Origin of the sequence: Devosia sp. XK-2 (assembly GCF_037113415.1) — a bacterium.
GTDB lineage: Bacteria > Pseudomonadota > Alphaproteobacteria > Rhizobiales > Devosiaceae > Devosia.
On sequence record NZ_CP146608.1, the window covers coordinates 2,771,102 to 2,785,602 of the forward strand.

Here is a 14,501-nt window from a genome sequence, read left to right on the forward strand (position 1 = left end):
TCCTAAGGTTCCGAAATTCCAAATCTGAGCCGCATGGCATTGAGAACCACCACCAGCGACGACGAGGACATGGCTATCGCAGCGATCAACGGCGACACCTGGCCAGCGATGGCCAGCGGCAAAACAACCACATTATAGGCCAGCGAAAAGACAAGATTCTGCCGGACCAGCCGGTCGGCTTTGCGCGCCACGGCAATTGCGAAGGGCACATCGGTCAGGCGGTTGCGTGTCATCACTAGGTCCGCTGCCGCCCGCCCAATGTCAGCCGCGCTACCGGGCGCCATGGACACATCGGCCGCCCGCATGGCTGGCGCATCGTTGATACCGTCGCCGACCATCAGAACCGCCGCTTCGGGCGACCGAAGTGCCTGAATGGCCGCGACCTTGTCGGCAGGCTGCAAACCGCCTCTGAATGAGGTCAACCCGACTGCCGCCCCGACCGCCTCCACCGCCGAAGGCCGGTCCCCGGACAACATGGTGGTTTCCACCCCCTGCTCGGCCAGCGCCGCCAGCGCCTGCTTGGCCTCGGCTCGGGGCCGGTCAGAAAACCGAAAACAGGCCAGCGTCTCGCCGCTCCGGCTGAGCCAGACCTGGCTGCCGGGATGGAGACCATTGTCCGCGGCGCCGCAAAAAGCAGCATTGCCGAGGCGCCAGACGACGCCGTCCTGTAAGGCCTCGACCCCCGCGCCGGCGATTTCCCGGCTTCGTTGCGGCGCTGGCTGTTCCGCCGGGCTGGCCGCCAGCAGAGCCTGGCACAATGGGTGGTTGCTGCCCTGTGCCAGCCAGGCGGCCCGGCGCAGCAGGGCCGGCTCGATTGCCATGTCCGGGATCAGCCGCAACTGCCCTTCGGTGAGCGTGCCCGTTTTGTCGAAAGCAGCGATGCGCACCCGGCTCAATTTTTCCAATGCTGCGCCGTCACGCACCAGGACGCCGGCGCCAAACAGCCGGCTGGCGGCGACCACATGAACAATCGGGACGGCCAGGGCAAGCGCGCAAGGACAGGTAATGATCAGCACCGACACGGCGTTGAGCAGCGCCAGATGCCAGCCCGCGCCGGCCAAAAGCCAACCAGCCAGCGTCACAGCGGCGGTGAGGTGAACCACCGGGGCGTAAAGTCTGGCCACCCGGTCTGCCAATCGACGATAGTGCGTGCGCACATCCTCGGAGGCCTGCATCATCTCGGCCATGCGGCTGAGGAAGGACTCGGCAGCTGGCCGTAGGACCTCGAGTCGCGCAGCGGCGTCGAGCACCGCGGCACCCGCCACCAGCACCGCACCGGCATCCAGCACAGCCGGCTGCGACTCTCCGCTGACCATGGCAAGGTCAACCTGCACCGGTCCGAACAACAACCGGCCATCCACCGGCACCCTTTCGCCGGCTCGCAGCAATAGGGTCATGCCCGGTTCGATCTGTGCCAACCGCACCACCTGCAGGCTGCCGTCTTCGAGCAGACGTGTCGCAGCGCGTGGTTGCAGCCGGGACAGTCCCTCCACCGCGCTCCGAGCCCGCATCCGCATCACATGGTCCAGTGTGCGCCCAACCAAAAGGAAGAACAGCAGCATGGTCGATGCATCGAAAAAGGCATGCGCACCGCCCGTCGCGGTTTCATAAAGGCTGAGGGCCGTCGTAACGATGACGCCGATGGCAATCGGCACGTCCATATTGGCGCGTCCCACCCGCACTGCCGACCAGGCCGACCGGAAGAATGGACGCCCCGCATAGGCCACGGCGGGTAATGCCAATAGGGCCGAGAGCCAATGGAACATGTCGCGCGTCGCCTGATCGGCCCCGGCCCATACGGACACGGAGAACAACATGATATTGCCCGCGGCAAACCCCGCCACGGCCAAACTGCGCACCAGTTCGGAGAGCACGGGGTCCTTCTCGGCAAGATCGGCAGGGTCGATGGCAAAGGTACGATAGCCGCTGCGCAGAATGGCAGGCGCTAGGGCCTCGAGATCGGTCGACGCGTCGTGACGAATGGTGACCTGGCGGCGTGTCAGATTGACCCGTGCCCCCGTGACCCCCGGCACCGCCGCCAAGCCCGATTCAATCGATTGGATGCAGGCCGCACAATAGGCATCCGGCACCGCAAAGCAGATTTCCCGCTCGCCCTCGCCATTATGGCGCACCAGATCGGAGAGAAGCTCCGGCCCATGCGCGGCCGGCGGACCTGCGGCCTCGACTGTCATTCCACGACAATCCTGGACTCATACTCGATAGCGCCCAGCGCTGTCGGCGCGGTGGTAATGATCACGTCCCACACGCCCGCGGCCAGTTCATGCGCGCCAATATAGGCGCCGCCCTCCCGCACCAGGGCGATAGTGGCATCGTCATGCCCGCCGACAGGACGGCGCACAAAGGCCGAGACCGCCTCAAGGGTCAGCGCGGCTCCATCCGCCTGGCGGGCTGCAAAGACAATCTGCCCGTCCCTATATTGGGTCTGGACCGACCATCCAGCCTCCCGTTGCGCGGCAATCCTGTGCTGCTTTTCGTTGAAGCGCTGGCTTTCCACGTAGGAATTGGCAACCACCAGCCCTGTCCAGGTGCGCATGGAGGAGACGGCCATGGTCACATTGACGGCAATCACCACGCCGAAAAAGGTGCAGATAATGGCCAGCATATGCCATCCCGTGAATGGCTTGGCGGTCGTGTTCATTGAAGGGGTCCTGGAGCCTCGAAGCGCACATGTTCGGTGGCGATGGCCGAGCCGTCGGCGGCCTTGGCCAGCATGGTGAAATCGGTCTGTCCAGCCGTTTGGCCCTTGGGCGCGCGAACATAGATGCGCAGCGGCAGGACCAGGTCGGGCTCAACGATCAGGTCGAGCATATCGGTCGGCTCATCGGCCAGATTGGGCGAGGTAATGGTCGCGCCCGGCAGCCCCTCGATGGAGAAACTCACCTCCCGCGGCGCATTGGTCATATTGAGAATCTTGACGTCATAGCCGTTTTGTATCGAGCCATCGGACAACAGGACATAGAGCGGATTGCGGTCGTGCAAGACGTTCAGGCCAAGCTCGCTGCGCATGGACAGGGCCACCAGCATCGCCAGACCGACAAGTGCCCACACACCGAAATAGATCAGCGTGCGCGGACGGATGACCGAGCGCCAATTGGTGTGGCGCAATGTCTCGACCCAGCCGCCTCCGGGCTTGCGGACCCGTGTCGGGTCGATACCCTGCGGTCCGGTCGCGGCATTCATATTGGCATTGTAATCGCTCAATGTCGTATAGGATATCAGCCCGCGATCCCGACCGAGGCGGGTCATGATGTCGTCGCAGGCATCGATGCACAACGCGCAGGTAATGCACTCGAGTTGCTGCCCGTCGCGAATATCGATCCCCATTGGACAGACAGCCACGCAGGCATTGCAATCCACGCAATCGCCAACGGCCTGGCCGGCCGCAGCGGTCTTCTTGGCATGCTTGCCGCGCGGTTCGCCGCGCCAGTCATTATAGGTCACGGTCAGCGAATGCTCGTCGAGCATCGCCGCCTGGATGCGGGGCCAGGGGCACATATAGGTGCAGACCTGCTCGCGCATCAGCCCACCGAATGTATATGTGGTCGCGGTGAGGATCGCGATAGTCGCATAGGCCACCAATGGCGCCTGCAATGTCACCAGGTCGACAAGTAGCGTCGGCGCATCGGCAAAGTAGAAGACCCAGGCGCCCCCTGTCAGAACCCCGATGGCCAGCCAGATGCCATGCTTGGACACCCGCTTGACCAGTTTGTCGAATGACCAGGGCGCCGCCTCGAGCTTGATGCGGGCATTGCGGTCACCCTCGATAGCCCGCTCGACCACAAGGAAAAGATCGACCCACACCGTTTGCGGACAGGTATAGCCGCACCAGGCCCGCCCAACGGTCGAGGTGACGAGAAACAGGCCCACTCCCGCCATAACCAGAAGACCGGCGACATAGTAGAATTCCTGCGGCCATATCTCGATGAAGAAGAAGTAGAACCGGCGGTTGGCCAGATCGAGCAGTACCGCCTGATCCGGTGCATAGTCCCCTCGATCCCAGCGCAGCCAGGGTGTTACGTAGTAGATCGTCAGCGTAATCGCCATGACGATCCATTTGAGACGCCGGAAGAAGCCGTCCGCCCTTTTGGGAAAGATTTTGCGCCTGGCCGCATAAAGCGATTGCCGCGTCTTGGCCGAATTGACCGCCTCGACATCAATGCGGGTTGGTGCCGGATCGGTGGCGCTGGTCGTCATAGTATGGAGCTCCTGTCGCGCCGACCTTGTCACGGATTGGCTCGCGCACATTTGACCTGAATCAACGAAGGCCGCGGCTGGTCGCCACGGCCTTCGATATATTGGGCGGAACGCTGCCGGACGCTTATTGACCGCCGCCCAGACCGTGCACGTAAACCGCCAGCTCCTTGATAGTCACATCGTCCAGCTTTTCCGACCAGGCGGGCATCATGCCATGGCGCGCCTTGGTCAGCTGCGCCTCGATCGAAGCGACAGAGCCCTCATAGAGCCAGATCGCATCGGTCAGGTCGGGTGCGCCGAGTTCGGCAATGCCCTTGGCATCCTCGCCATGGCAACCGGCACAATTATCGAGGAACAATTGATGCGCATCGGCGCTGGCCGGCTCGCTCTCGATCCCCGACAGGTTCGCCACATAGGCCACCATGTCGTGAATTTGGGCGCTATCCAGCATGCCATCGGTGCCGAAATTGGGCATCAGGTTATAGCGGGTATCGGGATCTGTGGCCGAGCGGACACCATGGGCGATCGTGGTATGGATATCCTCGATTGTGCCACCCCAAATCCAGGAATCGTCATTCAGGTTTGGATAGCCCGCCGCACCCGCCGCTCCCGTGCCATGACACTGCGAGCAATTGACCTTGAACGCCGAGGCGCCCGCCGCATTGGCAAACCGCACCAGCTCCGCATCCGCCAGGATTTCATCCAGCGGCAAAGCAGCGATACGATCGATCACCTCCTGATTGGCCGCCTGCACATTGTTCAGATCCTGATGCAGGTCGGCGCGGCTTGAATAGCCAAGTACGCCGCCGGTGGCGCTCGATATCAAAGGCCAGGCAGGAAACAGGACCGTATAAGCCACCGAAAATGCAATCGTGGCGTAGAAGGTCCACAGCCACCAGCGCGGCATGGGCGTATTGAGCTCCTTGATACCGTCCCATTCATGCCCGGTCGTTTCGGTGCCGGTCAGGGCGTCGATTTCCTTTTCGTTGTGCTTGTCAGTCATGGCCGATCTCCATGGCGCCCTCACGCAGAGGAATCTGGGCTGCGTCTACCGCCCGCTGGCGGGCGCTGGGACGAAGCAGGAAGAGGATGACCGCCAGGAAAATTCCGAACATGTAGACAAGTCCCCAGGAGTCGGCGAAGTGCCGCAAAGCGTCATAATCCATCGTCACATCCTCAACGGAAATTGGCCTCGGCGTCGTAGCTGTCGAATTCGACCAGCGTGCCGAGCATCTGCAGATAGGCGACCAGGGCATCCATTTCCGTGACCCTGCTCGGATCACCGTCAAAATCACCCACCACTGCCTTGGGATAACGGGCTGTCAGATCAGACGTGTCCGCATCAGGCGTGGCCTGGGCGAGCAGGTCCGCGGTGGCTGCCTCAATCATCTCGGGCGTATAGGGCACGCCGACCGTGGCATTGGCCTGCAACTTACCCGTAATGGTCCCATAATCGAGCGTGGTGAGCGACAGGAATGAATAGCTCGGCATGACCGACTCAGGCACGACCGAGCGCGGGTCGCTCAGATGCTGAACCTGCCACTCGTTGGAATAGCGGCCACCGACACGGGCTAGGTCCGGGCCGGTACGCTTGGACCCCCACTGGAACGGGTGGTCATACATCGACTCCGCCGCCAGCGAGTAATGGCCGTAGCGCTCGACCTCGTCGCGGAACGGACGGATCATCTGGCTGTGACAGGTATAGCAGCCTTCGCGGATATAGATGTCGCGCCCCGCCAGCTCGAGCGGCGAATAGGGCCGCATGCCATCGACCTTTTCGATGGTGTTCTGGAAGTAAAACAGCGGCGCGATTTCCACGATGCCGCCAATGGCCACCACGATGAGCGAACCGACCAGGAGCAGCGAAGCATTGCGTTCGATAATGCCGTGCTTGGCAAGAATGGACATTGTGAGCTCCTTACTCAGCGGGCTGCAGGTTGGCCGGGCTCGGCATGGGGCGCTCGGTGCGCACCCTGCCGGCGACGGTCATCAAGACGTTGTAGGCCATGACCAGGCCACCGATCAGGTAGAGCAGGCCGCCACCCAGGCGCATGACATAGTAGGGGTGCATGGCCGCCACGGTTTCGGCGAAGGAATAGACCAGGAACCCCTGGCTATCGTATTCGCGCCACATCAGGCCCTGCATGATGCCGGCGACCCACATGGCAGCCGCGTAGACCACGATGCCCAGCGTCGCCAGCCAGAAGTGCCAATTGACCATGCGCAGCGAATAGAGCCGCTCGCGACCCCAAAGGCGCGGCACCATGAAATAGACGGCGCCGAACGAGATCATGCCGACCCAACCCAGGGCACCCGAATGCACGTGGCCGATGGTCCAGTCGGTATAGTGGCTGAGCCCGTTGACCGACTTGATCGACATGACCGGGCCTTCGAAGGTGGACATGCCGTAGAAGGCGACCGCAATGACCATCATGCGGATGATCGGATCGGTCCGGAGCTTGTCCCAGGCGCCGCGCAGGGTCATCAGGCCATTGATCATGCCGCCCCAGCTCGGCATCCAGAGCATGACCGAAAACACCATGCCCAGCGTCTGCGCCCAGTCGGGCAGCGCGGTATAATGCAGGTGGTGCGGGCCGGCCCAGATATAGAGGAAGATCAGCGACCAGAAGTGGATGATCGAGAGCCGGTATGAATAGACCGGGCGCTCAGCCTGCTTGGGCATGTAGTAATACATCATCCCCAGAAAGCCGGCGGTGAGGAAAAAGCCCACAGCATTGTGGCCGTACCACCACTGGGTCAGCGCATCCTGCACGCCCGAGAACAGCGAATAGCTCCGCGATCCGAAGACCGAGACCGGCACCGCCAGATTGTTGACCACATGCAGCATCGCCACCGTGACGATGAAGGCCAGGTAGAACCAGTTCGCCACATAGATATGGGGCTCCTTGCGTTTAAGGAGCGTGCCCAGGAACAGGATTAGATACGCGACCCAGACCACGGTCAGCCACAGATCGACATACCATTCCGGCTCGGCATATTCGCGGCCTTGCGTGATGCCCAGCAGATAGCCGGTCGCCGCCATAACGATGAAAAGCTGGTAGCCCCAGAACACGAACCAGGCCAGATCGCCCCCAAACAGGCGGGCCCGGCTGGTGCGCTGGACCACATAGAAGCTTGTGGTCAGAAGTGCAGTGCCGCCGAATGCAAAAACCACCGCTGATGTATGCAGCGGCCGCAGTCGGCTAAAGGTAAGCCATGGGCCGAAATTGAGTTCGGGGAACGCCAGTTGCGTCGCAACCACCACCCCGACCAGAAAGCCGACAACGCCCCAGAATACGGTCAGCAGCGAGCCGACCCTGACCGGGCCATCCATATAGCTGGCCTCGCCTGCGACACTTTCCGCACGATTGGGCAATCGCAAGGCCACCAGCGTTGCCAGGCCTAGCACCAGGGTCAATATACCCATATGCAGGCGAAATGGTGCGTCTACGGCCAGCCCGGAAAGCAGCGCCGCAGCCAGTGTTCCGCCACCAAGGCCAATAATCCATCCCTTGTTCACATCGTTTCCCCAAGCCTAGCCGGCACAGACCTGCCGTCAGGCTAAGTATGCGCAGCCACAGGGGCAGACTTTGATTTGGATCAAGGACCGGTTCAGTGCCGCTGCGATGCTGTCCCCGCAAGCATTGGAGGAACTGCAATGAAACCGGCACCATCCAAACCTGGCCATCAGTCGGCGCCAAACCAGGCAGCCGCCAGGCCCGGCTTCTGTCAGGTTCTCGCCCAATATCGCAAACAGGCAACTTCGGCGGATGCGTCACCGGACCCGACGCGGCAAGTGGCGCCCATAACGCCCGCGACGCGCCCCAATTCGGGTCTGCAATGATCTCTGATGCTGTAGTCTGGGGCGCCGCCCTGGGTGTGGGCGCGGCACTCCATTGCGCCGGCATGTGCGGGGCAATCGGCTGCGCCCTACTGACAGCGGCCGGGCCTGACGCCACCACGCGTCCCGCCTGGCAGAGGTTGGCCATGATGCAGGTCGGCCGCGTCCTGGCCTATATTATGCTGGGGCTGGTCTTTGGCGCCTTCGGCGCAGGCCTCTATCGCGCGCTCGATCTCAGCGCCGTCCATGTGGCGCTGCAATGGCTTGCCGCCACGATCGTTCTCTGGATAGGCCTGTCGACTGCCGGCCTCGTGCCTTCGGTGGCCGGCCTGGATCGGGCCCTTGCGCCAATGGCCAACCAGGTGGCGCGGGCGCGCTTCTTTCTTTCCCAATCGGGCCCCGAACTGGACCTCGTCTCCGGGCTCCTCTGGGGGCTCACGCCCTGCCCCCTGGTCTATATTGCTATCTTCAATGCTATGCTGCTTGGCTCGGTCGAGCAAGCCATGCTCATGATGCTGGTCTTTGGCCTGGTCACGACAGTCCCGGTCATGATCTCGGCACTCTCGCTCCATCGCGCCGCTGGCTGGCGCACCGGCCCCGGCCGCAAACTGGCCGGCGCAATCCTGATCGGCGCCGGCCTATTGGCTTTCGCCCTGACAACGCCGGGCAGCCCTTTATGCATCACCTGATCGCCCGATCAGACCGCGCGACCGACTAGGCGGCGTTGGCGGTGCTTCCAGGAGCCGCCTTTGCACCGGTCATAAAAGCCACGGCATCGGACATGGTATAGTCCTTGGGATCGATGACGCACAGGCGTCGCCCCAGTCGATGCACGTGGATGCGGTTCGCCACTTCGAACACATGCGGCATGTTGTGGCTGATCAGGATGATCGGAATACCACGCGCCCGCACATCCTGGATAAGGTCCAGCACCCGCCGCGACTCCTTGACGCCCAGCGCTGCCGTCGGTTCGTCCAGAATAATGACCTTGGAGCCGAAAGCTGCCGCACGAGCCACTGCCACGCCCTGACGCTGGCCGCCGGACAGCGTTTCCACCGCCTGGTTGATGTTCTGGATGGTCATCAATCCGAGTTCGGACAACTTTTCCCGCGCAATGCGCTCCATGGTCGGCCGGTCGAGCTGGCGTAGTACCTGGCCCATAAAGCCCGATTTACGGATTTCCCGGCCCATGAACATATTGTCGGCAATCGAGAGCGCCGGCGACATGGCAAGGGTCTGATAGACCGTTTCAACCCCGGCATTGCGAGCGTCGATGGGGGAGGAGAAATGCACCTGCTGCCCCTCAAGGAATATCTCGCCGCTATCGGGCTGAATGGCCCCGGAAAGCGCCTTGATCAGCGAGGATTTGCCGGCGCCATTATCGCCGATGACGGCCAGGATCTCCCCCGGCATCAGGTCGAAATCGCAATTGTCCAGGGCGGTGACGCGGCCATAGCGCTTGTTGAGGGCGCGGGCGGAAAGAACGGGTTGCATCAGGCAGAAACCTTTCTGATCCACTGGTCCACGGCGACAGCGCCGATGATGAGCGCGCCGATAAGGAGGTAGGTCCATTGGGCGTCCGCCCCGAGCAGGCGAAGACCCAGCGAGAAGACGCCGACGATCAGCGCCCCGAAGAACATCCCGAGGATCGAGCCGCGCCCGCCAAAGAGCGAAATGCCACCGATCACCACGGCGGTGATGGATTCGATATTGGCCGACTGGCCGGAAGTGGGCGAAACCGAGCCGATGCGGCCGATGAGCACCCAGCCGGCAAAGGCACAGATGAGCCCGGACAGCGCATAGACGGAAATGAGCACCTTGCGCGAATTGACGCCGGAGAGCTCAGCCGCGTCGGGGTCGTCACCAACGGCGTAAACATGGCGGCCCCAGGCGGTGTGCCGCAATATATAGGCCAACACCAGAACCAGCAGGATGAAGAAGATCACCCCATAGGTGAACACTGCGCCACCCACCGAAAAGGACTGGCCGAAGAACTGCAGCAGCGGTGCGCTGACTTCGATTTCCTGGGCGCGGATCGTCTCATTGCCCGAATAGAGGAAATTGGTGGCAAGCGCGATTTGCCACATGCCCAGGGTGACGATGAAGGGGGGCAGCTTGATGCGCGCAATCAGCCAGCCATTAATAAAGCCGATAAAGGTCCCGACAGCCAATCCACAGACCACGGCCAATGCAGGCGGCAGACCGAGGCGGAAGGTGAACTGGCCCATAATGACCGAGCTCAAAACCATGATAGCACCCACCGAGAGGTCGATACCGGCGGTGAGGATCACCAGCGATTGCGCCGCCCCCACAATGCCGACAATAGCCACCTGCTGCAGGATCAGCGTCAGCGCGAAGGACGAAAAAAACTTCGAGCCGAGCAACGCGCCGAAGACCAGGATCGACAGGATCAGCACGATCAGCGGCACCAGTGCCGGATTGGAATGCAGCGCATGCTGCACGCGCGACAACAGGGTGTGCTGATAGGCAAAACTGGCAACGGCGTCGCCGCCGGGCGCGAGGCCGCTATCGGCCCCCGACTGGTTGGACATGGATTTCCTCCCCGGATCCCATTGGCCTGGCAGAGGCGGCCACGGCCACCCCTGCCAGATCATATCTCAGATTTCAGCTTAGCCCCAGCAGAGGGCTGCACCCTCGGTGCTATCGATGGATTCGACGCCATCGACGGGTTCATCGGTCACCAGGCTCACGCCGGTGTCGAAGAAGTCCTTGCCAGGGGTCGGTTCAGGCTTGGCACCGCTGTCGGCCCAGGCCTTGATCGCCTCCACGCCCAGCGCTGCCATCTGCAGCGGATATTGCTGGGAGGTAGCGCCGATCACGCCATCCTTGACATTGGCTACGCCGGGGCAGCCGCCGTCGACCGAGACGATCAGCACGTCGTTTTCACGACCAAAGGACTTAAGCGCCTCATAGGCACCAGCCGCAGAAGGCTCGTTGATGGTATAGACCACATTGATCATGGGGTCCTTGGCCAGAAGGTTTTCCATGGCCTTGCGGCCGCCCTCCTCATTGCCTGCGGTGACGTCGTGACCCACGATGCGGGGATCGGTCTCGTCGCCCCATTTGTTGCCGTCGGCAACGTCAATGCCGAAGCCGGTCAGGAAGCCCTGATCGCGCAGCACGTCCACGCTGGGCTGGCTGACAGCCAGGTCGAGCATGGCAATCTTGGCATTGGCTACGCCATCGGCGCCAAGCTTACCGGCGGCCCATTTGCCGATCAGTTCACCGGCCAGGAAGTTGTCGGTTGCGAAGGTCGCGTCAGCCGCATCGATCGGGTTGAGCGGCGTGTCCAACGCGATCACAACCAGTCCGGCATCGCGTGCCTTCTGTACCGACTGCACAATGGCCGAGGTGTCTGAAGCCGTCAGCAAAATGCCGCTGGCGCCGTCCGCAATGCAGGTTTCGATGGCCGCGACCTGCGTCTCGTGATCGCCGTCGATCTTGCCGGCGAACGACTTCAGCGTCACCCCAAGCTCGGCAGCCTTGGCTTCAGCGCCTTCCTTCATCTTGACGAAGAAGGGATTGGTGTCCGTCTTGGTAATAAGGCAGGCGGAAACGTCCTGGGCCATGGCGGTACCGGTCATGGCGGCGAGGCACAGTGCTGTGCCAACAAGCAGCTTTTTCAAGATTCTCTCTCCCTTTCGGCCGGCTTTGACGGGGCTCCTCCGCCCCGCTCGACCTCGGCCTTGCACGATTGACGCCATTATCGTGGCGGCATTCCGGCGGCCCGTCAATATATAAATCTAATTTATTTATTTATTATGCCCGGACCATCTTCCGCTTCTCAAAAGCTGTCTCTATGGTGCCCGCCATGGGAGAGCCGATCATCAGAACCGTCAGCCGCGGCGTGAACCAGAGTGGGGTTCGCGACCATAACGAGCGCCTGCTGCTGACGCTGTTGCAGCGCCATGGCCCGATGGCCGGCAGCGATCTGGCGCGCCTGGCAAATCTATCGCCGCAGACGGTGTCGATCATCCTGCGCGAGATGGAGGCCGAGGGGCTGCTGGCCCGCGGAACGCCGGTCAAGGGCAAGGTGGGCAAGCCCTCGGTACCCATGAGCCTGGCCGAGGGCGGCGTGTTTTCCTTCGGCTGCAAGATTGGGCGCCGCAGCGCGGTGCTATTGCTCACCGATTTCCGCGGCACGGTGCGGCATCAATTGCAGATGACCTATCCCTATCCCCTGCCCGGGCCGATCTTCGCCTTTCTCGAGCGGGGAATCGCCGAAATCCAGCAACACTGCACGCCAGCGGAGCGGGCCCGCATATGCGGGATCGGCGTCGGCATGCCGTTCGAATTGTGGAAATGGAGCGAACTGGTGGGCGCGCCACCAGACCAGTTCACCGCCTCCTGGCAGAATATCGACATCGCCGCCGAAGTGGCCAGGTTCACCAGTCTGCCGGTGTACGTTGTCAACGATGCCACGGCTGGATGCCAGGCCGAGCACATCTATGGGCGCGGCAAAGAATTTCGCGACTACGCCTATTTTTTTATTGGTGCCTTTGTTGGCGGCGGTATCGTGCTCAATCACTCGGTCTATCAGGGACACCGCGGCAATGCTGGGGCTCTGGGTTCGCTGCGCAGCTTTGGGCCACAGGGCGAAAGCCAGCAATTGATCGACACCGCCTCGATCCACCTGCTCGAAACGCGCCTGGCCGAAAATGGCCACGACCCCGCAGCCCTCTGGGAGCAGCCACAGGACTGGGATCGTTTCTCGCGCTTTGTCGAGCCATGGCTTGGCCGCACCGCACAGGAGCTGGCCCGAGCCAGCCTGTCGGTTTGCGCGGTCATCGATTTCGAGGCAATCCTCATCGATGGCGCCTTTCCGCCCTCGGTCAGGCACGAACTGGTCGAGCGCACGCGGCGCTATCTGGTCAATCAGGATATGCGGGGCCTGATCGCACCAAAGGTGGAGGCGGCGGCTGTCGGCTTCAATGCCCGCGCCATCGGCGCAGCCACGACACCGCTCTTCGAGCGCTACTTCATGAATAGCGGCCTGCTATTGCAATAGCTTAGCCTGGGCCGGCCTGCCCATGCGCACCCCATCATTCTGCCCGCCGCTGGCTTTTTGACCGACTGGCGACCCAACACGTCCGGCGGCACGACGGGTTGCAACGGCGCTAACACAGACACCACGGACCTATTGCCCTTCCGGGCACCGGATAGGCGCGACCACCGCGACGGTCCAGATGGACACTTGCAATAAATTTCACATCATAGAATTTTCCTCAATTCCGTTGACTCACGGAGCAGCCCGGGCTACACCGCATCGCGTTGCAATAAAAACCGCAGCACGAGATTTTTTCCAAGGCCGGGAGGGCCGGATGCTATCTCGTTTCATCGGAGGAGAGATTATGACGAAGTTCTTCAAGGTCGGCGCTGTCGCCGTCCTGACCGGCGCGCTCGCATCCGCCGGCATCCCATCCGCCCAGGCGCAGAGCCAGTTCCAATGCGAGCCCGGCGAGACCTACATCATGAACGTGATGGTCTCGGCGCATCCCTATTGGGTACCAGTGTACCAGGGCTTTAAGCAGGCAGCCGAAGCAATGGGCTGCGAGACGGTCTTCTCGGGCACGCCTGACTACGACATCACCAAGCAGATTGCCTCTTTCGAGCAGGACCTGGTGAAAAAGCCGGCAGGGATCCTGCTCCACCCGATGCAGTCCGATCCCTTCATCGAGCCGATCAACCGAGCCATCGAATCCGGGGTGGAAGTGGTGACTTTCGCGGCGGACTCGCCGAATTCGAACCGCACCGCCTACATCACCTCCGACAATGTGGCCGAAGCCAAGTTCGCCGCCGAGGAGATCGTCAAACAGGTCGGCGATACCGGGGAATATGCGGTGCTGGAAAACCCGGGCCAGAGCAATCACGACCTGCGCGTTACCGCCTTCATCGACTATATGGCGGAGAACTATCCGAATATGGAACTGGTCGGGCGCCAGGCTACCAATCAGGACAGCAATGCCGCCTATCGCGCCACGGCTTCCATCCTGCAGGCCAATCCAGAGCTCGACGCCATGTGGATTCCCGAGGCCGGCTCGGCCGAAGGCGCTGTCGCAGCCGTCTTGGAAGCCAAGTCGGACGTGCTGATCATGCATGCCGACATCACGCCAACGACGCTGGAACATATCCGCGCCGGCAATATCCATATGGCGCTCAATCCCAACCAGGGCATTCAGGGCTTTGTTGGCTTCCTGGCCACTTTCCTCGCCGCCCATTCGGACATGTTCGATCCGTTCAACGACTATAAGGTCTCGGGCTACAATCCCATGCAAATCCCCTTCGTGGACAATGGCTTTGCCGTCATCACCAAGGACAATGCCGACTCCTTCGATCTCAACGTCTACATGGACGGCCGCGATCCCAACTGACGATCCGGCTTTCCGGCAAACGACCTGCGCCGTGACAAGGATTCCGGCGTGGG

Annotated in this window: 13 protein-coding genes; 3 read left to right on the forward strand and 10 right to left on the reverse strand. The window is 62.0% G+C overall.

What is annotated here, in order from left to right; translation table 11 throughout:
* Window positions 1–2 precede the first annotated feature (2 nt).
* From V8Z65_RS13585 to ccoN, 7 genes are all read right to left on the reverse strand, one after another.
* A complete protein-coding gene (locus V8Z65_RS13585) occupies window positions 3–2,192 on the reverse strand; it encodes a heavy metal translocating P-type ATPase (RefSeq protein ID WP_338720690.1) in 2,190 nt (729 codons plus the stop codon).
* Entirely contained in the window at window positions 2,189–2,659 is a 471-nt protein-coding gene (locus V8Z65_RS13590; RefSeq protein WP_338720691.1) for a FixH family protein, read from the reverse strand. The genes V8Z65_RS13585 and V8Z65_RS13590 overlap by 4 nt, the downstream gene beginning before the upstream one ends.
* Window positions 2,656–4,215, reverse strand: coding sequence for a cytochrome c oxidase accessory protein CcoG (ccoG, locus tag V8Z65_RS13595; protein ID WP_338720692.1), 1,560 nt, complete (start codon window positions 4,213–4,215; stop codon window positions 2,656–2,658). Before ccoG ends, V8Z65_RS13590 begins: the two co-directional genes overlap by 4 nt.
* 124 nt (window positions 4,216–4,339) lie before the next feature.
* Window positions 4,340–5,218, reverse strand: a complete 879-nt coding sequence (ccoP, locus tag V8Z65_RS13600; RefSeq protein WP_338720693.1) for a cytochrome-c oxidase, cbb3-type subunit III — start codon at window positions 5,216–5,218, stop codon at window positions 4,340–4,342.
* Complete coding sequence (locus V8Z65_RS13605; protein ID WP_338720694.1) at window positions 5,211–5,381, reverse strand: cbb3-type cytochrome c oxidase subunit 3; 171 nt, start codon at window positions 5,379–5,381, stop codon at window positions 5,211–5,213. The genes ccoP and V8Z65_RS13605 overlap by 8 nt, the downstream gene beginning before the upstream one ends.
* A gap of 10 nt (window positions 5,382–5,391) precedes the next feature.
* Complete coding sequence (ccoO, locus tag V8Z65_RS13610; RefSeq protein WP_338720695.1) at window positions 5,392–6,123, reverse strand: cytochrome-c oxidase, cbb3-type subunit II; 732 nt, start codon at window positions 6,121–6,123, stop codon at window positions 5,392–5,394.
* 10 nt (window positions 6,124–6,133) lie between these two features.
* Window positions 6,134–7,735, reverse strand: coding sequence for a cytochrome-c oxidase, cbb3-type subunit I (ccoN, locus tag V8Z65_RS13615; RefSeq protein WP_338720696.1), 1,602 nt, complete (start codon window positions 7,733–7,735; stop codon window positions 6,134–6,136).
* A gap of 320 nt (window positions 7,736–8,055) precedes the next feature.
* On the opposite strand from ccoN, the gene V8Z65_RS13620 reads away from it, so the two are divergent.
* Entirely contained in the window at window positions 8,056–8,745 is a 690-nt protein-coding gene (locus V8Z65_RS13620; protein ID WP_338720697.1) for a sulfite exporter TauE/SafE family protein, read from the forward strand.
* A gap of 25 nt (window positions 8,746–8,770) precedes the next feature.
* Here the strand turns inward: V8Z65_RS13620 and V8Z65_RS13625 are convergent, their stop codons facing one another.
* From V8Z65_RS13625 to V8Z65_RS13635, 3 genes are all read right to left on the reverse strand, one after another.
* Window positions 8,771–9,550, reverse strand: a complete 780-nt coding sequence (locus tag V8Z65_RS13625; protein ID WP_338720698.1) for an ATP-binding cassette domain-containing protein — start codon at window positions 9,548–9,550, stop codon at window positions 8,771–8,773.
* A complete protein-coding gene (locus V8Z65_RS13630) occupies window positions 9,550–10,608 on the reverse strand; it encodes an ABC transporter permease (protein ID WP_338720699.1) in 1,059 nt (352 codons plus the stop codon). The genes V8Z65_RS13625 and V8Z65_RS13630 overlap by 1 nt, the downstream gene beginning before the upstream one ends.
* Before the next feature lie 78 nt (window positions 10,609–10,686).
* Entirely contained in the window at window positions 10,687–11,661 is a 975-nt protein-coding gene (locus tag V8Z65_RS13635; protein WP_338724024.1) for a sugar ABC transporter substrate-binding protein, read from the reverse strand.
* A gap of 227 nt (window positions 11,662–11,888) precedes the next feature.
* Here V8Z65_RS13635 and V8Z65_RS13640 point away from each other — a divergent pair, with 227 nt between their 5' ends.
* Both V8Z65_RS13640 and V8Z65_RS13645 read left to right on the forward strand, forming a co-directional pair.
* Window positions 11,889–13,085 carry an ROK family transcriptional regulator gene (locus V8Z65_RS13640; protein ID WP_338720700.1) on the forward strand — a complete coding sequence of 399 codons (1,197 nt, stop codon included), beginning with the start codon at window positions 11,889–11,891 and terminating at the stop codon, window positions 13,083–13,085.
* Window positions 13,086–13,428: 343 nt separating this feature from the next.
* Window positions 13,429–14,448 (forward strand): substrate-binding domain-containing protein, encoded by a 1,020-nt coding sequence (locus V8Z65_RS13645; protein ID WP_338720701.1) that lies wholly within the window; start codon window positions 13,429–13,431, stop codon window positions 14,446–14,448.
* The last annotated feature ends 53 nt before the right edge of the window (window positions 14,449–14,501 follow it).